We start from the raw sequence: 17,656 nt of genomic DNA on the forward strand, positions 1-17,656 counted from the left end.
CTCCGCCACAACGCACGCGACGCCCGCCGCCCTCTCACGATCCTCGGCCTCGCATGATCACAAAACGGATGTCAGCCGACTACGACGAAGCCCTGGGCCACCACCGCGTCGACTGGGTTGCGCTGGAAGAAGCAGCCAGGCTGGCGGATCATGGAGAATTCCATGGGTATACGTCACTCGTCCTATTGCCACATTTTCGGAGCGGCTGATGACGAAGGATATTGAGGAAGAGCAGCCCCACCGGTTCTGTATGGCGTGCGGAACTCCGGCCGCTGAGTCTGTATGCGAACACTGCGGCAACGTGCTGGAACTGCCGGACGACGCCGGACTGGTCGAAGACAAAGGCGCTGCAGTGCGGCGCACTTTCGACCAAAATGACAGGCGACGGGCAGGTCATGAGTCAGAACAGTCGGGGATGCAGTAGCTCGGCAATCTGTAACAGGGTCGCCGGAGGCGGTTCTCGTGGCCGCTCTCCTGAGGTCTCCGGATGATGCCGGTGTAGGCGAGGATGAGGTCGGCGAATGCGTCGGCGCGATGCTGTGGTCGCCCCACGCACGACGGCCACCGGAAGCTCAGCCGCTACCGTGCAAGGCGGGTATGTGGCTGTGGACCAGGTCTGCGAGGCCCTGAGCGTGTGGCGTTCGCTGTGCGGGAATCGGTGCTGCCTCGGGAGACCAGGAAAAGGAAGTCGATCTCCGGCTCCGCGTTGGGTAAGCCGGTTATCGCCCGTGCTTAGGCAAGTCAGAATCCTTATGGTGGCCAGATCCCTCGCAGTAGCGGTTCAGAAGGTGATCGCTTCCCCGGCGGCAGTGCTCATCACGTCGCTTACGGGTATCGCGTTGCGGGGCGTGGTGCTGCCCTACTTGGGGTGATCCCGCGGCCTGCGCCGGTGGGCTCGAATCGGCTGGGAAAGAGTTCAGGCGTGGGTTAGCTGGGTTCGTTCGATGTGCACGTGGTGCTGATGGCATGCGTGTAGAACGCTCGGCCAGTGGCGCATCCTGGATTGTTCGTCATGATGGAAAGTGATGAACGGACATTGCCGATGCACCTGTCAGGTGCATGCTATTCGAGGAGGAGCGTTGAGTGACGTCAACGGTGCGAACAGTGCGGACGGTGACACGGCTGCGGCGGTGAAGCAGACGGCGAAGAAGAAGGCCGGTGAGGGTGTCGGACTGGTGAGCCAGAAGGCGACCGACGTAGCTGGTACGGCCCAGGAGCGTGCGGGCGATGTTGCACGCGAGGCTTCCTCGCAAGTCCAGAATGTGGCTGGGGAGCTGCGTGATCAGCTGCAGACTCATGCGGAAACGCAGACGCGGCGCTTGGCGGAGAATGTCCGGCAGCTGTCGGATGAGCTGGGCACGATGGGGGAGAGGGGCGAGCCGGGGTCACCCGCCACGAAGGCAGTGCGGCAGGTAGCCGAGCGTGGGCACGATATGGCAGAGAAGCTGGAGGCCCGGGGCCCGCAAGGGCTCGCCAGTGACCTTCAGGACTTCGCGCGCCGACGTCCCGGCGTCTTCCTCGCGGGTGCCGCCCTTGCTGGATTCGCGACGGCCCGTCTTGGTAAGGGCCTGAAGTCCTCAAGCAGCGGTGCACTCGCTGGAACAGAGAGCCACCGGAGCGGCGGCACAGCAAGGGAAGCAAGTGACGATGGCCGGCCCGCCGTGCTAACGGACGGTCAAACAGGTGGCGTGGCACGGCCTGCAGGTTCCGACCCTCAGACGCAGCCAACGCCGTCCTATGGCGGATCCGTTTCGCCCTCTGCACCGCTGCCGGTCACGGACCCGTACCCGAATCCTGATCCGCGACAGCCGTAAGGGAGCCGACCTCGTGGCCACCTTCACTCCGCACGAAGCAAGAGCCCTACATGACGGCTTTCCGTCCGGGTCCCACCGGGCCCCGTCGCCCGAGGCATCCATCGGGGAACTGGTGGGCGACATCAGCGACGACCTGACCCAGCTGGTCCGCGGGGAGATCGAACTGGCGAAGGCAGAACTCAGGCAGGAGGCAACCAAGGCGGGCAAGGCGGGAGGCATGCTCGCCGGCTCCGGGTACGCCGGGCACCTGGCGATGCTGATGGGCAGCCTGGCCGCGATCTTCGGGCTGGCGCACGTAGTCGACCTCGCCTGGGCCGCACTCATCGTCACCGGAATCTGGGCCCTGGTGGCCGGCGCCCTCTTCGTGATGGGCCGCAAATGCATGCGCGCGGTGCAGATGAAGCCGGAGCGGACCGCGGAAACGCTGAAGGAGGATGCCCGATGGGCACGGACCCGGAAGAACTGAAGACCGAGGTGGACGACACGCGGGCACGCCTGGCACACGACGTTGACCGCCTCGCAGACCGAGTGGCGCCGAAAAACGTAGTGCGACGCAAGGCGGGTGCCGCGCAACACCGGCTGAACGGATTGAAGGAGCGCGTGATGGGCTCGGCCGACCACACTCAGGGCGCACAGCCCGGGCAGAAAGCGCAGGATCTCGCCCAAAGCGCCGGTGATGTCGCTGGTCAGGCTCAGGACACCGTCCGGCACACGGCGGATCAGGTCGGCCAGTCCGTGAAAGAAGCTCCGGGCCAGGTAGCCAAGCAGACACAGGGAAGCCCTCTGGCCGCTGGGATCATCGCGTTCGGCGCAGGCATGCTCGCCGCAGCCCTACTCCCGGCCACGGAAACTGAAGAGCGGATCGGATCACAGCTCCGCGAGCACTCCGGCGAACTGCTCCAGCCCGCCAAGGAGACAGCGCAAGAGGTCGCGCAGGATCTCAAGGAAGGGCTACACCAGCCGGCCGCGGACGCCGTGGAATCGGTCAAGGGCACGGCGCAAGGCGCTGCCGAAGCCACCAGGAAGCAGACTCAGACCTCCACATCAGAGGCGGCGACCGGACTACGCGATGTGGGTAAGGACGCCGCCCAACAGGCCCGCGACCAGGCCGGCCCGGGGCAGGGCCAACTCTGACACCCAGGGTTCGCTGACTCCCCCACCCCAGGGGTGCGAGATTCGGGGGCGGCCTGCTCCGGCGCAGTACTTCCTCGGATAGGCAGGTGTTCAGGGCCATGCATCAATCCGGCAAACCTCCCGAGTCGCCGACGCAGGTCACCAAGACCTCGTGGGCGCATGTGCTGAAACGTACGGTCAAGGAGTTCAAGCGGGATGAGCTCACCGACCGGGCGGCAGGGCTGACGTATTACGGCATTCTGGCTCTGTTTCCCGCTCTGCTGGTGCTAGTGGCTCTGCTTGGGGTCGCGGGCGACTCCGCCACCAAAACAGTGCTGGAGAACATCCAGAAGCTTGCGCCCGGCTCGGCACGCGACGTGATCACCAACGCAGTCACCCAGCTGCAAGCCAGCGGGGGAACCAGCACCGCGCTGGCTATCGTCGGCCTGCTCGGCGCCCTGTGGTCAGCCTCCGGATACATCGCCGCGTTCATCCGCGCGTCCAACGTCGTCTACGACGTACCGGAGGGGCGTCCTGCCTGGAAGATCCTCCCCGTCCGCGTCGGGCTCACGCTCGTACTGATGATCCTGGCCTGCGTCAGCGCGTTGATCGTTGTGCTCTCAGGAGGCCTGGCCCGTCAAATCGGTACGGCGTTGGGCGTGGGGGATACCGCCATGACCGTCTGGTCCATCGCCAAATGGCCCGTCCTCGTGGTGCTCGTGGCCATCATGCTGGCGATCCTCTACTGGGCCGCACCCAACGCCAAGGGCCGCGGGTTCAAGTTCATTTCCCTCGGCAGTCTGCTGGCTTTGGTGATCTGGATGGTCGCCTCGGCCGGCTTCGCGATCTACGTCGCGAACTTCGGCTCCTACAATAAGACGTACGGGGCCTTGGCCGGTGTCATCATTTTCCTCGTCTGGCTGTGGATTACGAACCTGGCGGCCCTCCTGGGCCTTGAGTTCGACGCGGAGATGGCGCGCGAACGAGCCATCACCAGCGGCCATCCGAGCGACATGGAACCATACGCAGAGCCACGCGACACCCAAAAATGGACCGAAGAAGACCACCGCTCCGCAGGGACCACCGACCCCAACGCAGAACCTGGTGCACGGGAAGAACGGCAGCAGTAAGGCTGAAGGGGGCCACCGAGAGCACTGGTGCTTCACTACCGTCTTGAGTGACACCGGTATCGAAGGTGCACGAGCGTGGCCAGGAGCCGGTCGACGAACACCATCTGGTGTTTCGCACCGGCGCCTACCGCACGCTTCCGCGGCCGGGATGTAAGCCTGGACTGGTGCCGTTCATGCCGCAACGGACCGACTTCGGCCACGAGTTCCTCCGATAGCCCCGTAATCCTCCGGTCGACAATGATCGCTCTGCGAGTCGCGTTCCCCAGCCACAGTCGCCTTTGATACCGACCCGAGCGGGTCGGACGCTTTTGCCGGGGATCTTGCGGCCTCCATCGCAGCCCTGCGGGACGTCGAGACAGGGGGGCGGCTTCTCAGATCGGCCTGGTCTGCCTGGATCCTCGGTGGGCGGGAGGCCGTCCCCGCCTGCTCGGTCCTGACGACGAGGACTTCGTCGTCCAGACGGCCACCACCCGCCCGACCAAGCTGGGCCAGCCGTTCACCCACTGGTCCCTGCGCAAGCTCGTGATCTACCTGCACCGGGTCCACGGTCGTGTGATCCGGATCGGCCGCGAGGCGTTACGGCGTCTACTCGCCCGCCGCGGCGTCACCTTCCAGCGAACCAAAACGCGGAAGGAGTCGCCCGACCCGGCGCGCAACGCCAAGCTCGACCGGATCGAAGAGGTCCTGGATCGCTTCCCGGACCGGGTGTTCGCGTTCGACGAGTGCGGCCCGCTCGGCATCCGGCCCACCGCCGGAACCGGTTGGGCTCCCGCCGGTCATCCCGCGCGGCACCCCGCGACCTACCACCGGACCCACGGCGTCCGCTACTTCCACGGCTGCTACTCGGCCGGCGACGACACCCCCTGGGGCGTCAACCGCCGCAAGAAGGGCGCCGCGAACACGCTGGCCGCCCTCCGGTCGATCCGCACGGCCCGCCCGGACGGCGCCCCGATCTACGTCATCCTCGACAACCTGTCCGCCCACAAGGGCGCCACGATCCGGCGCTGGGCCAGGAAGCACCGGGTCGAACCGTGCTTCACCCCGACCTACGCTTCATGGGCTAATCCGATCGAGGCCCACTTCGGACCGCGGCGTCAGTTCACGATCACCAACTCCAACCACCGCAACCACACCGTCCAGACCCGAGTCATGCACGCCTACCTGCGCTGGCGCAACGCCAACGTCCGCCACCGTGACGTCCTGGCAGCAGAGCGTCGTGAACGCGCCCGGGTCCGCAGCGAAAGGGGCATCCGCTGGGGCGGACGAGCGCGAATCGCGGCCTGATCACTCACTGACGTTCAAGGTCGCGCACTCCGAGACCCCCAGCTCGGACAGCACCGCCCGAAGCCGGTCCAAGGCCGCGGCAGGATCCGAGTCCTCCGCGATTTCGAGGTCAAGATGGCAGCGACCCCTGCCGCTGCCCGCGCCGGTGACCTCGCCGTCGAGCTCGAACGCCGCCTCCACAACCTCCTCGACCTCGTCACGATCGATCGGCAGCCCCACGAACACGATCTCAACGAACACCCCGGCCCCTCCCTCTCAACCCGGCGAACCATAGCGGTCACAGCACTAGAGGTACGCACGGCTCTCCGCGTAGGCGACGTGGAGGCTGACCGCCGTTTCGGTGATCCGGTCGAGTTCGTAGAAGTCAGGCACGTACCCATGCCGGGACAGGACGTCAAGACGGTCCTGGTGGACGGTTACCGCGTTGTCCGTGATGGCCAGGGCCGTTCGGGTGTGCATGGCGCAGGGCAGGAGCGGGTCCTCACTGGGGGGGCGGACCGCCAGGACCTCGCGTGCTTCGAGGGGCTGGCCCCAGGCGTTCTCAATCATGGCTGTGGCCTGGTCGAGCATGGTGGTGGGCATGGTGCAACTCCTGTTGTGCAGGGACGGTCGCGGGTGGAGTGCGGCTTGGGGTGGGAGTCAGCGCCCGCGCCGTGGCGCCGGCGAGCTGGCCGGCAGCCGGGCAGAGGTCGCGGTCGCGGGTGTCCCGTCCGTTTCTGCGCCGCACCCGTGGAGCGGCTCTGGGCGGCCATCACCCGGAGGTCTGCTGCTGTGCGTGCGTGGTGCCCGCGCGGCGTCGTCCGGCTCAGCGAGGTACTTGGCGTACCCCTGGCCGAACTCGCCCTGATCTGGCGCACCGACCCCGCCCTGAGCGAGGCCTCCTGATCGGGCCCGCGGCGGATGGTCGGCGGCGGTGAACACCGCCATGATCGTGAACCGAACCACTCCGTCGATCAGCGCGCCACAGGGCATACGCGTACAGGGAGGCCGGGTTCTGCTGTTGTCAGCCGAACTGCTCAACCGCGCTGTGCAGCGGCGTCGGTCACCAGCTGCCACATCTCATAGTTCCCGCATTCTGCCGTGATCTCAGCCGCCGCCTGAGCCGCGGCGAAGAAGTCGTCGGCCAGCGGCGAGGTGCGCGACGCTGCCATCGCGACGAATACCTGGTCGGGCGCCAGGTCCAGGACGGGCACGTACCTGATGTCCGGCCGTGAGTAGAACACGGTCTCCGAGCGCCCCACGAACGAGATGCCACGGCCGGCCGCGACGTGTTCGAGCTTCTCCTCCACCCCGCGCACCCGGAGCCCGGAGTCGGGGTGCGGACGCCTGGTGGGCTGCGTGCTCGGGTCGGCATGCCAGATCAGCGGCTCACCGGCCAGGTCCGCCTCGGTGACCTCCTCCTTGCCGGCCAGCCGGTGGCCAGCGGGCAGCGCCACCATGAGCGGCTCGGTGTAGAGCGGCATCAGGCGCAGGCCGGTCTCGTCGATGGGCAGCCGCACATAGCCGACGTCGACGCGGCCGTCAAGCAGCATAGGGACCTGGTCGTCCCATTCCATGCGCTGCACGTCCACGACCACGTCCGGATGGCGGCCACCGAACTCTCGCGCCGCGGGGATGACCGGGATCCCAGCCCGAAAACCGACCACCAGCCGCTGGCCGCCACGGGCAGCCGCGGTCACCCGGCGCCTGACCGCTTGCGCGGAGGCGAGCAACGGACCGGCGTCGTCCTGGAGTTGTCGGCCCGCGTCCGTCAGCGTGACGCCGTGGCTGTCCCTGGTGAACAGGGGGGCGCCGAGGTCCTGTTCCAGCGCGCGGATCTGCCGGCTGAGCGCCGGCTGCGCGATGTGCAGGTCCTCGGCGGCGCGGCCGAAGTGCAGTCTGTCGGCGACGGCGACGAAGTAGCGCAACTTGCGGAGATCCAGATCCATGGGGCCCCTCCCGATCCGGCAATGCCTTGAGGTTATCACCACGGTTGAAACGGGTCTTGGACACCCGCTCAGGCCAATGGCATCGTTCATGGGGCCGAGAGAATTCGGTACAAGAATTCGGGATGGGTAATTGCTGCTCATCAATTCAATGGAGTGATCGTGGGAAAGCTCGATGGCAAGGTAGCGGTAATTACCGGTGGATCCACCGGATTGGCACTGGCCGGGGCCAAGCTTTTCGTCGAGGAAGGAGCGCATGTCTTCATCCAGGCCCGGCGCCAGGAAACACTGGACGAGGCCGTCGAACTGATCGGCCGCAACGTCACCGCCGTCCAGGGTGACGCGTCCGACCTGGACGACCTGGACCGCTTGTACGACACCGTCAAGCGGGAGAAGGGCTCGATCGACGTGCTGTGGGCCAGTGCCGGGATGGGCGAGCCCGCCATGCTCGGCGAGATCACCGAGGAACAGTTCCACCGCTCCTTCTCGCTCAACGCCCGCGGCACCCTGTTCACCGTGCAGAAGGCACTACCACTGCTCAACGACCACGGCTCGATCTTGATGACCGGATCCAACGCCTCCCTCGGCGCCTTCCCCGGCTGGAGCCTCTACGCGGGAAGCAAGGCGGTCCAGCAGGCCTTTGCCCGTGTCTGGCTCAACGAGCTGCGCGACCGCAAGATCCGGGTGAACGTCCTGACCCCCGGCCAGGTCGGCACGGCCAAGCAGGAAGAGCTGTTCGACGAGGCGACCAGGACTGCCTTCGAGTCCCTGATCCCCCGCGGAAAGATGGGCCGCCCCGAGGAGATCGCCACGATCGCCCTGTTCCTGGCCTCCGACGACTCCAGCTACGTCAATGGTCTGGAGCTGGTCGCCGACGGCGGCACCACCGCTATCTGAACCACGCACGAACGAGACCGGACCACGCACGAACGCGACAGAGCGGCGCCTAGAGAACAGGCGCCCCCGAGAACAGGAAGAGAGCACAGCTCATGAGCAGCATCACCTTCATCGGTGCGGGGAACATGGCCCGCACGATCGGCGCGCTCGCGGTAGCGGGCGGCAACACCGTCGAGATCATGGCGCGCGATCAGTCCAAGGCCGAGGGCCTGGCCAAGACTCTGGGCGGCGGCACGACGACGGGTGAGTGGGGCGCCGTCCCGGCCGGGGACATCATCATCACGGCCATGTTGTACGACGGGGTCGTTCCGACCGTCGCCCAGTACGGGGACGCCCTCGCGGGCAAGACCATCGTCGATATCAGCAACCCCTTCAACACCACGGGCGATGGCCTGGCCCGCAGCGAGGAGACCTCGATCGCGCAGGAAGTCGCCAAGGTGGCCCCGGCCGACGCCAACGTGTTCAAGGCCTTCAACACCATCTTCCGTGGCGTTCTGGAGAACGGCCGGCCCGACGTCTTCTTCGCCGGTGACGACCCGCAGGCCAAGGCGGACGTCGCGGCATTCATCGAGAGCCTCGGACTGCGCCCGCTGGACGTCGGCGGCCTGAAGATGGCGCACTGGCTCGAAGGAGCGGGCGTGCTCACGGTAGGCCTCGCCGGCCACGGAATCGGCCACGGGAACTTCGCCCTGGGCGTCAGCGAGTTTACGGGCTGACCCTCCGGGGCTGACCAAACAGTCGGCAAATAGGGCGCCGTGCGCTCTGGCTAATTGACGGAATCACCGACTCGTCGATGCCAGATGTCGATAGTGGCGAAAGAGTTCGCCCGAGGAGGCGCAACGCAATGCAGCTCGGTTTAGTGATTCCCCTTGTCGGGCCCGCGGTCAGCGACGCCCCCGCCCTGAGCGCTTTCGTCCGCGGACTCGAGGACCTCGGCTACGACACCCTGTGGGTCGGCGATCGCCTGGTCACGCCGGTTGATCTGGGCAACGGCTATCTGGACCGGGGGCCACAGATGGCCCGCTCCTTCGATCCGATGCTGCTGTTGACCGTCGCTGCGGCGGCGACCGACCGGGTACGCCTGAACACCAGCACGCTCAGCACGTTCTACTACGAGCCGCCGCACCTGGCCCGGCAGTTGACCACGCTCGACGTGCTCAGCGGCGGCCGCCTCGGCGTTGGTGTGGGGGTGGGGTGGATGAAGCAGGAGTACGACGTCGCCCGCAGCGCGGACTGGAGCCGACGCGGCAAGATGCTCGATGACATGCTGGCGTTCCTGCGGGCGTGGTGGACTGCCAGTCCCGTGTCCTGGGACAGCGAGTTCTTCACCATGCCACCGGTCCACGCCGACCTCCGTCCGGTCCAGGCGGGCGGGCCGCCTATCTGGATCGGTGGTGCCGGTGAGGCCGCGATGCGCCGGGTCGGCCGCAGCGGGGTCGGCTGGCTCGGGGTCGAAGGGCCGGCGCCCGCCGCGTCGGTCAGTAGTCAGGACGAGGGCGCAGGGCGCCCGTGGTCGATCGCGCGTCGAGCGGCGGAGGAGGCCGGCCGTGATCCCGACGCACTCAAGACGGCCATGCGGATCAACCTCGAGCCGGGCACGTCCGTCGACTCGGTCGCGGACCAACTGAAGCGGTACGCCGAATCCGGTGTCGATGAGGCGTACTTCGATGCCTTCGCGATGTTCGCCGGCCTTGACCAGCTGCTCGACTTCGCCGGCCAGGTGATCGAGCGAACCGGCCGGCTGTGACCACCGAAGCAACGCCACCGAAGCAACGACGGGCGAAGAAGCGACGGGCGGGCAAGCCGTTCGATTCGGACCAGAGGAAGAGAGTCTCGCCATGAGCAGCATCAGTTTCATCGGTCTGGGGGGGGGCATGACCCACGCCATCGCCTCACGTGCGGTAGCGGGCGGTAACTCCGTCGAGCTGATCGGCCGCGACGCCGCCAAGGCCAAGGGCCTGGCCGTCGAGCTCGGCGCCGGGGCCACGGTGGGGACCTTCGGCGCCGTCCCTGTGGGCGACATCGTTGTCCTCGCCGTGCCCTACACCAGCGCCGTGCCGGTCGTCGCCCAGTACGGGGATGCCTTGGCCGCCAAGGTCATCATCGACATCTCCAACACGTTCGACGCCGACGCCACCGGAGTGGTCACTCCCGAGGGCACGTCCGGTGCGCAGGAGATCGCCAAGGCGGCCCCGGCGAGCGCGCACGTCGTGAAGGCGTTCAACACAGTGTTCGGCCATGTCCTGGTCCAGGAGCGTTCGTTGGACGTGCTCTTCGCCGGAGGTGACGCACGGGCCAAGGCCGACGCGTCGGCGTTCATCGCGAGCCTCGGACTGCGTCCCCTCGACGTCGGCGGCCTGAAGATGGCCCGCTGGCTGGAAGGGATCGGCCGCCGCTGATGGGCCTGGCCCGGAACGGCGCGGGGACCTTCGACGTCGCCCTCGGCGCCGACCTCCGCGGCTGAGCAAACCCGCACCACCACTTCGCGCACCACATCACTGACAAGGAGCAGTACCTTGCGTGTCTTCGTCACTGGCGGGACCGGCCATTCCGGTTCGTACATCATCCCCGAACTCATCGCCGCAGGACACGAGGTCATTGGCCTCGTCCGGTCGGACACGGCCGCCGCGGCACTGTCCGCGCTCGGCGCGAAGATACGCCGCGGCGACCTCCAGGACCTCGACGGGCTCAAGGAGGCGGCCGCGGACTCCGACGGCGTCATCCACGTGGCGCACCGGCAGGACCTGCTTCCGTCCGGCGGGATGGCCGCCGTGGCCGCCGCGGAGCTCCCGGTCATGCTCGCGTACGGCGAGGCCCTCGCGGGGACCGGTAAGCCGCTGGTCGCGGCGGGGAGCATCGGCTCGCCCGGGACCGGGACGTACCTGGGCCGGCCGGGTACCGAGGAAGACCCGGCCCTGCCCGTCGGCGACGAGCACAAGGGCACCCTGCGGGCCCGTAATGTCGTGGAGTCCGCCGTCATCGGACTCGCAGAGCAGAAGGTACGGTCCTCGGTCGTGCGGATCGCCAACATCATGCACAGCACGACCGATCGTGGCTTTCTCCCCATGCTGATCGCGCTCGCGAAGGAGAAGGGCTTCGCCGGCTACCCCGGAGACGGCGCGAACAGGTGGAACGCCGTGCACGCCCGCGATGCCGCCTCCCTGTTCCGTCTGGCGCTGGAGAAGGGCCCGGCCGGCAGCTACTGGCACGCGGTCGAGGACGGGGGCATCCCGTTCCGCGAGATCGCCGAGGCCATCGGCAGCCGCCTGGGCCTGCCCGCCGTGAGCGTTCCCCTGGACGAGCTGATCCTGCCGGCACATTTCGGGTTCCTTACGAACGTCGTCACGCAGAGCTACCCGACGTCCAACCTCATCACCCGCCGGACCCTCGGCTGGGAGCCGGCTCAGCCCCGCCTCCTCGCCGATCTGGACAACGGCCACTACGGCCCCGCCGGCTGACAGCAGGGGGCCCGGGTCGCGACGAGTCCGGCGCATGGCAAGAACGAGGCTCTTACGACGAGGCTCGTACACCGACTTCATCGACTCCATCGGGTACGGCGTGGTGGACGCGGGACCGCTGGCCGACAGCTGGCGGCAGGCGACGGGCACACCGGTGTGGGGCAGCCCTTAAGGGGTCGAGCGGCCCGCCCTGAGCCATCCGCCGGCGGTCACGCCGCGATCCGCACCGGCACGGACGACGAGAAGTTCGGGCTCTCCCTCACCGACGGGAGCGCCCAGCACGCCATCGCCCGAATCCTCGACCAGCCGCACCTGGAACTGGTCGGACTGCACTGCCACATCGGCTCACAGATCACCACGGTGAAGCCCTACTTGACCGCGCTCCGACGCATGGTCGGGCTGCTGGCCCGGATCCACCGGCAGCACGGAGTCGTGCTGCCCGAGCTGGACCTGGGAGGCGGGCACGCGGTTGCCTACCGGCCGGGGGAGGACCCGCTCGACATACCGTCCTTTGGCGAGCGCATTCGCCGCGAACTGGCGACGAGTTGCGCCGCGGCCGGTATCCCCGCGCCCCGGCTCACCGTCGAGCCCGGTCGCGCCCTGGTGGGCCCCGCAGGCGTGGCGCTCTACCGGGTGCTCGCCGTGAAAACGACGGGCGACCGCGTCTTCGTGGCCGTGGACGGCGGGATGAGTGACAACCCGAGGCCCGCGCTGTTTGGCGCCCGCTACGCGCCGCGGCTCATCGGCCGCCGCTCAACGGCCGAGCCCTGCCTGGCGGCCGTCGTCGGCCGGCACTGCGAGGCGGGTGACGTACTCGCCGCCGATGCGGCAGTGCCGGCCGACATCCGCCCGGGCGACCTGGTCGCCATCCCGGTCGCAGGCGCCTACCACCTCTCCATGGCGTCCAGTTACAACGCGGTCGGCCGCCCGCCCGTGGTCGCCGTCCATGAAGGCCGCGCCCGGCTGCTGATACGCCGAGAATCCCTCGCCGACATCAACGGCCGCGACATCGGACTGTGAACCGTCCGGGACCGCACCCCTCCGGCCTTCTTCCCCCGCAGACCGTGAAGGAGCTGTTATGCCCTGTGCCCGCAGTACGTCCCGTGGCGAGCACCCAGCAGACCGACGAGGAAGCCCGTGCAGCCCACCGCGCGAAGATCGAACAGGCCGCCAGGTCCGCCGCCCCGATCAAGGCGTAGAGGTCTTCTCACGTGACTTGAGGATCGTGCGGCACGATGCCGGACCTTGGGGGTGCTGATCTGTCGAAGCGTCTGGCTCCTGACGAACTCTGGGAGCTGACCGCCCCGTTGCTGGTGTCGTTCGCTGCTCGTCCGCAAGGTGGTGGGACCGCTCGGTGTGACGAGCGGGCCGTGTTCACCGCAGTGATGTACACGCTGACCAGCGGCTGTGCCTGGCGGCACCTTCCACCGATGTGCGGCACCTCGCCCGCCACCGCGCGTCGCCGCTTCACCCCGCGGGCAGTGCCCGTGGCGACTGCGCTGGTTTGCGGGCCCCCGCCCCGACAAGTCCGCCCGGGTCAGCGGCCCTTGCGCACCCGGGCCGCCGCGCGTGCTTCCGATGCCTTGCGGGCGTCGGCCGTTCTGCGGGACTCCTTGGGGCGGCCCGGACGAGTGCCCATGCCACGGAAAGGGGCGTTGCCGCTGCCCTTCCCTTCGATCGGCGGGCGCTTGGCCCCGGTGATGGCGGTCAGCTTCTCCTCGCCGGAGCGCACCTGGGTGACGGTCGGCCGGATCCGGGCGTCGGTCATGATCCGGTTGATGTCTCGCCGCTGGTTCGGTGTGACCAGCGTGACCACCTTCCCGGATTCCCCGGCGCGAGCCGTACGCCCGCCACGGTGCAGGTAGTCCTTCGCGTCGGCCGGCGGGTCCACGTTGACGACGAGGTCGAGCGCCTCGATGTGAATGCCTCGCGCCGCGACATTGGTGGCCACGAGCACGGCAATCTCGCCTTCCTTGAACTGCGCGAGCGTGTGTGTGCGCTGGGGCTGTGACTTCCCGCTGTGCAGGGCGGCAGCCCGTACGCCGCTGGCGCGCAGGTGCCGGGTGAACTGGTCCACGCCGGCCTTGGTGTCCAGGAACATCAGGACCCGGCCGTCCCGCGCGGCGATTTCGGTCGCGGTCGCGTACTTGTCGGCGGGGTGGACGTTCAGTACATGGTGTTCCATCGTGGTGACCGAACCCGCCGCACGGTCGAGCGAGGCGACCACCGGCTCGTGCAGATAGGTCTGCACCAGCTGGTCGACATTGCGGTCGAGCGTGGCCGAGAACAGCAGCCGCTGACCGTCGGGGCGGACCTGGTCCAGGATTTCCGAGACCTGCGGCAGGAACCCCAGGTCGCACATCTGGTCCGCCTCGTCCAGCACGGTGATCCGTACCTGCTGCAGATCACATGACCGACGCGATACGAGGTCGGCGAGCCGCCCCGGCGTCGCGACGACCACTTCGGCGCCGGTCCGCAGCAGCGCCGCCTGCCGGTTGATCGCCAGCCCGCCGACCACTGTCGCCAGCCGCACGTTCAGCGCCTGCGCGTACGGCGTCAGCGCGTCGACCACCTGCTGGGCGAGCTCCCGGGTCGGCACCAGGACCAGTGCGAGCGGCCGTTTCGACTCCGCTCGCATACCCGCCGTCCGCGCCAGCAGCGCAAGTCCGAAGGCAAGCGTCTTGCCGGAGCCGGTCCGCGCACGGCCGAGGACATCACGGCCGGCCAGCGCGTTGGGGAGAGTCGCCGCCTGGATCGGGAAGGGCTCCGTCACACCGAGGCCGGTCATCGTCGCCGTCAGCTCCGACGGCAGCCCGAGTGCGTCGAAGGACTCGACCGGCGGCAGGCCAGGGGCAGCCGTCTGCGGCGTTGTGAGTTCGCCCTTCGGGGCCGGAGTCTTCGCGTTCATGGGGGAGCCTTCCTCGGTCTGGCGCCGGGAACGCGTCGGGGCCCGTACCCCTCGGTACGGGCCCCGACGGATTCGAAGCGCGCGCTCAGTTTACCAGCGAGCGCACCGGCACATCCCGTCCCGTCGGCACGCCCCCTGTCGTCACCGACCTTGGCCAGGGACAGCGCTCGCGCCCGCCCCGACTGTTCGCGGAGCGGGCGGCAGGTCGGCCCGCTGACCCGGTCGCCTCAGTGGACGGGGGTCCGCCAGGCCACCAGTCCCGGCCGGTCGGCCTCTGCGAAACCCACTGCGAACGGCTTGTCGCCGTCGTCCGTCACCAGGTGGATGCTGCACTCCGTCACGCTGTCGCCCGGCGCGATCATCCGGGCGACCCAGTCGGACGGGCAGCCGGGAATCTTCGTGTCCGGGACGAAGGGTGTCTTCCCCCGTATCTGCCGACCGCCCTCGGTGAGCAGAAAGACGTGGTCGGCCTGGTCGGCGTAGAGGTCTTTCGGCCCGGTGTTGGTGTAGGTGACCGACACGAAGTGCGGGACGCCGCGCCGCTCGTTCTCATTGAGGTCGAGGTCCAGGCCCGCGAGGTCTGCCGCGCTGCCCCGGGTTACGGAAACCACCTTGGCGGGCAGTTCGAGGACGCCGTCCTCGCGGGCGTCCCACCGGACGCGGACGCTGTCGCCCGGCTCCGCCAGTCCGGCGGACGCTGCCTCGAGGCCGCCCTCCACGGGCCAGGTGGCGACCGCGCCGCCCTCGTCGAGGTAGCCGTCGGCGTTGTGCGTCAGCGACAGCACGCCGACGCCCTCGGGCAGCACGTAGGTCATGCAGGTGTCGTACGAGTCGCCGGGCGACAGCGTCGTCGGCGCGACGTCCGCGCACGGCAGGTCGGCCCCGCCCGGCCTGCCGCCGCTGACGGAGACCTTTTCCCCGTGCGTCCAGTCGGTGCCGTTCAGAGCGAGGTTGGTGCCCGCCATGTAGGCGGCGGGGATCTTCTTCCCGCCGGTGTTGGTGACCTCGAACGTGAGGTAGTGGGGGACCATGCCCGTCAGCTCCTCGTCCACGCGCCCCCGCATGTCCTCCTGCGAGCCTCGGACCAGGCCCTTGACCGTGATCCTGACCTTGTACGACCGGTGGTCGGTGTCCGTGTGGACGACGTCTTGTGCGCCGGTCCGCACCGCCAGGTCCGTCCAGGAGGCGGGCCTCTCCGCGGCCCCGTCAGCCCTCTGTTCCCCCGCGCACCCGGCGAGGAGAGGGATCGACAAGGCGCCCACGGCGGCCTTCTTGACGTAGCTGGACAGGCGCATGGGTTCCTTTTGCCGCACGATGATCCGGATCCACCGGAGGACCGACGCATCGTAGGACGGCACAGCGCAGGTGGGGGCGGTGGGGTGGGGTCCGGTGCGGTTGTTTTCGTTCCCGGCCGGCCCTCGGAGAGAGTCCGGCCGGGCCGCGGGACCACGAAAGGCTGCCCAACCGTCCACCCCTGCCTTGTAGTTCCGGGCCGTCGGATGTACGGCGACCGACCCCACGACGGCGACGACGCAGGCGCACGGCACCCGGCCATCTGTTGCGTCGGCTCGACCAGAAAGTGCCGACCCGGCGGACGGCCCACCGGTCGTGATACCGGTGGGCCGCCCGGGCGTTCGGATCAGTGCATCCATCGGTCGCAGCTGTTCACCCACTTGTGGGACCGGATGTTGTTGTTCATGTTCTGGCCGGTGCTGAAGGTGTTCCGGGACAGGTCATCGACGAAGAACTCGTTCGCGTCGAGGCAGTTGTAGCCACCGCTGTAGTTCGCGAGATAGTGGAACTTCACGATGTCGTAGCTGCCGGTGTAGCCGGCGTTGAGGACGGATGAAGCCTTGTCGTAGTCGTTCTCGAATCCGCCGCCCGCGGAGTCCCAGCTGGAGTCGTCGCCCGCGGTGCTGCCCAGGTACCCGTTGCAGTACGTGGAGTCGTAGGCGTACACCTTGCCGTTGCGGCCCGGCCAGATCTCGTTGCAGTGATTGGCCGAGGCGCCCGAGGTGGCCGCGTGCGCCGCTGTGGCGGGGACGACCAGGCCGGCGGCTGCCAGACCGAGTGCGGCGATCGACATACCCAGCTTTCGCATGGTTCGCTCCTTGTGTCTGCCTCGTCAGAGGCATGGTGATCCACGGCACGGTGCCGCGGAAGTCTGTGGGGACGGGCCGGATCAGGCCCGCGGGCCGGTGATCCCGGCCGCACGCGTGTACGCGTTGCGTTCCAGTCGCCGGTGGGTGTCGATCAGCTCCTCGTACCGGTCGGGCAGGATGCCCCGGTAGTACGTCTCGCGCTCCCGGGCGACGGCACCGAGTGAGCTCTTGCGGGCGCAGCGGGACTCGGCCAACGCGATGCGCTTCTCGGCCTCGAACGCTTTGCCCGGGGTGAGACCGGCGGCCTTCCGCGCCACCGCGTCCTGCGCGGCGGGCGGATCGGGGTACCGGTGGCCGGACCGGGCCATGCAGTGGGACCAGCGGGCCAGGGCGTCGGCGAACTTCTTGTCCCGGGTGATCCGGGGGACGTACAGCGGTTGGAGGTTGGTGACGGCCTTGTCCGCGCGGAACCATGCGGCCGGGTCCCCGTACAGCTTCTTCTCGACCTCCGCCGAGCAACCGCCGAGCCGTTTACTGATTTCTCCGGTGCCGGCCGGGGTCGGGATCTCGGCGGTGAGAACGGCGGCGTCCCGGCCGCCGTCGAGCACCTTGTCGTAGGCCTTGCGACGCTGCGGCGAGAGGCCTGCGCGGTAGGTGCCGTTCGGATTCGCCCGCCGAGCCCTGTCGACCTTCTCCTGGACGCGGCTGCCGTAACCGTGCTCGGCGGCCCAGTCGACGTCGTCGTTGACATAGCCGGGTGACCGGCTCTCCTCCAGGCTCAGCCGGACACCGGTCCAGTACGAGAAACCCGCGCGGTTCATGCACCGCTTGGTCAGTACCTCCGCGGCGTCGGATATCCGCAGCCGCTCCGCCTGGGTCAGTTCGAGCTCCTGCCCGCTCCGGTCCGGCGCGGCCGCGGTCGTCGGCTCCCGCCGGGCGGTGTCCTGTGCGCAACCGGTGGCAGCGGCCGACAGGGCCGCCGCGACCGCACACGCGGCTATGGACCTGAGCTTCATGCCACTGCC

15 protein-coding genes and 5 pseudogenes are annotated in these 17,656 nt (G+C 68.4%); 12 read left to right on the plus strand and 8 right to left on the minus strand.

Features of this window, described 5'->3' with window-relative positions:
- Nucleotides 1-1,827: 1,827 nt before the first annotated feature.
- The 3 genes from ABZS61_RS31200 (at nt 1,828) to ABZS61_RS31210 (ending at nt 4,057) form a co-directional block, all read left to right on the plus strand.
- The gene (locus ABZS61_RS31200; protein WP_356428676.1) at nt 1,828-2,280 is read left to right on the plus strand and encodes a phage holin family protein; all 453 of its coding nucleotides are present in this window, start codon (nt 1,828-1,830) and stop codon (nt 2,278-2,280) included.
- Nucleotides 2,256-2,948, plus strand: coding sequence for a DUF3618 domain-containing protein (locus ABZS61_RS31205; RefSeq protein ID WP_356428679.1), 693 nt, complete (start codon nt 2,256-2,258; stop codon nt 2,946-2,948). The genes ABZS61_RS31200 and ABZS61_RS31205 overlap by 25 nt, the downstream gene beginning before the upstream one ends.
- Before the next feature lie 98 nt (nt 2,949-3,046).
- Entirely contained in the window at nt 3,047-4,057 is a 1,011-nt protein-coding gene (locus ABZS61_RS31210) for a YihY/virulence factor BrkB family protein (RefSeq protein ID WP_356428682.1), read from the plus strand.
- 56 nt (nt 4,058-4,113) lie between these two features.
- Here ABZS61_RS31210 and ABZS61_RS31215 read toward each other — a convergent pair.
- A pseudogene (locus tag ABZS61_RS31215) lies at nt 4,114-4,257 on the minus strand (transposase); the annotation flags it as partial.
- Between the two features lie 169 nt (nt 4,258-4,426).
- Between ABZS61_RS31215 and ABZS61_RS31220 the strand changes: the two are divergent.
- Nucleotides 4,427-5,341: pseudogene (locus ABZS61_RS31220) on the plus strand (IS630 family transposase); the annotation flags it as partial.
- On the opposite strand, the gene ABZS61_RS31225 reads toward ABZS61_RS31220, so the two are convergent.
- From ABZS61_RS31225 to ABZS61_RS31235, 3 genes are all read right to left on the minus strand, one after another.
- Nucleotides 5,342-5,581, minus strand: coding sequence for a hypothetical protein (locus tag ABZS61_RS31225; protein ID WP_356428685.1), 240 nt, complete (start codon nt 5,579-5,581; stop codon nt 5,342-5,344).
- 45 nt (nt 5,582-5,626) lie between these two features.
- On the minus strand, nt 5,627-5,923 hold the full coding sequence (locus ABZS61_RS31230) for a hypothetical protein (RefSeq protein WP_356428689.1): 297 nt from the start codon (nt 5,921-5,923) through the stop codon (nt 5,627-5,629).
- 434 nt (nt 5,924-6,357) lie between these two features.
- Nucleotides 6,358-7,269, minus strand: a complete 912-nt coding sequence (locus ABZS61_RS31235; RefSeq protein ID WP_356428692.1) for a LysR substrate-binding domain-containing protein — start codon at nt 7,267-7,269, stop codon at nt 6,358-6,360.
- A gap of 159 nt (nt 7,270-7,428) precedes the next feature.
- Here ABZS61_RS31235 and ABZS61_RS31240 point away from each other — a divergent pair, with 159 nt between their 5' ends.
- The 8 genes and pseudogenes from ABZS61_RS31240 to ABZS61_RS31275 form a co-directional block, all read left to right on the plus strand.
- Nucleotides 7,429-8,163, plus strand: coding sequence for an SDR family oxidoreductase (locus tag ABZS61_RS31240; RefSeq protein ID WP_356428695.1), 735 nt, complete (start codon nt 7,429-7,431; stop codon nt 8,161-8,163).
- Between the two features lie 92 nt (nt 8,164-8,255).
- The gene (locus ABZS61_RS31245) at nt 8,256-8,879 is read left to right on the plus strand and encodes an NAD(P)-binding domain-containing protein (RefSeq protein WP_356428698.1); all 624 of its coding nucleotides are present in this window, start codon (nt 8,256-8,258) and stop codon (nt 8,877-8,879) included.
- A gap of 128 nt (nt 8,880-9,007) precedes the next feature.
- On the plus strand, nt 9,008-9,910 hold the full coding sequence (locus ABZS61_RS31250) for a TIGR03619 family F420-dependent LLM class oxidoreductase (protein ID WP_356428701.1): 903 nt from the start codon (nt 9,008-9,010) through the stop codon (nt 9,908-9,910).
- Between the two features lie 91 nt (nt 9,911-10,001).
- Nucleotides 10,002-10,627 (plus strand): annotated as a pseudogene (locus ABZS61_RS31255) (NAD(P)-binding domain-containing protein).
- Between the two features lie 52 nt (nt 10,628-10,679).
- Nucleotides 10,680-11,621 (plus strand): SDR family oxidoreductase, encoded by a 942-nt coding sequence (locus ABZS61_RS31260; protein ID WP_356428704.1) that lies wholly within the window; start codon nt 10,680-10,682, stop codon nt 11,619-11,621.
- A gap of 34 nt (nt 11,622-11,655) precedes the next feature.
- A complete protein-coding gene (locus ABZS61_RS31265; RefSeq protein WP_356428707.1) occupies nt 11,656-11,793 on the plus strand; it encodes a hypothetical protein in 138 nt (45 codons plus the stop codon).
- Nucleotides 11,794-11,819: 26 nt separating this feature from the next.
- Nucleotides 11,820-12,641: pseudogene (locus tag ABZS61_RS31270) on the plus strand (diaminopimelate decarboxylase); the annotation flags it as partial.
- Nucleotides 12,642-12,856: 215 nt separating this feature from the next.
- Nucleotides 12,857-13,081, plus strand: a pseudogene (locus tag ABZS61_RS31275) (transposase); the annotation flags it as partial.
- Between the two features lie 77 nt (nt 13,082-13,158).
- Here ABZS61_RS31275 and ABZS61_RS31280 read toward each other — a convergent pair.
- From ABZS61_RS31280 to ABZS61_RS31295, 4 genes are all read right to left on the minus strand, one after another.
- A complete protein-coding gene (locus tag ABZS61_RS31280) occupies nt 13,159-14,529 on the minus strand; it encodes a DEAD/DEAH box helicase (RefSeq protein WP_356428710.1) in 1,371 nt (456 codons plus the stop codon).
- A 227-nt stretch (nt 14,530-14,756) separates the two neighbouring features.
- Nucleotides 14,757-15,824 carry a hypothetical protein gene (locus ABZS61_RS31285; RefSeq protein WP_356428713.1) on the minus strand — a complete coding sequence of 356 codons (1,068 nt, stop codon included), beginning with the start codon at nt 15,822-15,824 and terminating at the stop codon, nt 14,757-14,759.
- A gap of 344 nt (nt 15,825-16,168) precedes the next feature.
- Nucleotides 16,169-16,630 (minus strand): hypothetical protein, encoded by a 462-nt coding sequence (locus ABZS61_RS31290; protein ID WP_356428716.1) that lies wholly within the window; start codon nt 16,628-16,630, stop codon nt 16,169-16,171.
- 81 nt (nt 16,631-16,711) lie between these two features.
- On the minus strand, nt 16,712-17,647 hold the full coding sequence (locus ABZS61_RS31295) for a hypothetical protein (RefSeq protein ID WP_356428719.1): 936 nt from the start codon (nt 17,645-17,647) through the stop codon (nt 16,712-16,714).
- Nucleotides 17,648-17,656: the final 9 nt, after the last annotated feature.

Source organism: Streptomyces sp. NPDC005566 (assembly GCF_040605575.1).
In the GTDB taxonomy this organism is placed as follows: Bacteria; Actinomycetota; Actinomycetes; order Streptomycetales; family Streptomycetaceae; genus Streptomyces.

Coding starts and splice junctions, on each gene's coding strand:
- ABZS61_RS31205 (WP_356428679.1), top strand. CDS start 2,256: ATGGGCACGGACCCGGAAGAACTGAAGACCGAGGTGGACGACACGCGG.
- ABZS61_RS31210 (WP_356428682.1), top strand. CDS start 3,047: ATGCATCAATCCGGCAAACCTCCCGAGTCGCCGACGCAGGTCACCAAG.
- ABZS61_RS31230 (WP_356428689.1), bottom strand. CDS start 5,923: ATGCCCACCACCATGCTCGACCAGGCCACAGCCATGATTGAGAACGCC.
- ABZS61_RS31235 (WP_356428692.1), bottom strand. CDS start 7,269: ATGGATCTGGATCTCCGCAAGTTGCGCTACTTCGTCGCCGTCGCCGAC.
- ABZS61_RS31245 (WP_356428698.1), top strand. CDS start 8,256: ATGAGCAGCATCACCTTCATCGGTGCGGGGAACATGGCCCGCACGATC.
- ABZS61_RS31250 (WP_356428701.1), top strand. CDS start 9,008: ATGCAGCTCGGTTTAGTGATTCCCCTTGTCGGGCCCGCGGTCAGCGAC.
- ABZS61_RS31265 (WP_356428707.1), top strand. CDS start 11,656: ATGGCAAGAACGAGGCTCTTACGACGAGGCTCGTACACCGACTTCATC.
- ABZS61_RS31280 (WP_356428710.1), bottom strand. CDS start 14,529: ATGAACGCGAAGACTCCGGCCCCGAAGGGCGAACTCACAACGCCGCAG.
- ABZS61_RS31285 (WP_356428713.1), bottom strand. CDS start 15,824: ATGCGCCTGTCCAGCTACGTCAAGAAGGCCGCCGTGGGCGCCTTGTCG.
- ABZS61_RS31290 (WP_356428716.1), bottom strand. CDS start 16,630: ATGCGAAAGCTGGGTATGTCGATCGCCGCACTCGGTCTGGCAGCCGCC.
- ABZS61_RS31295 (WP_356428719.1), bottom strand. CDS start 17,647: ATGAAGCTCAGGTCCATAGCCGCGTGTGCGGTCGCGGCGGCCCTGTCG.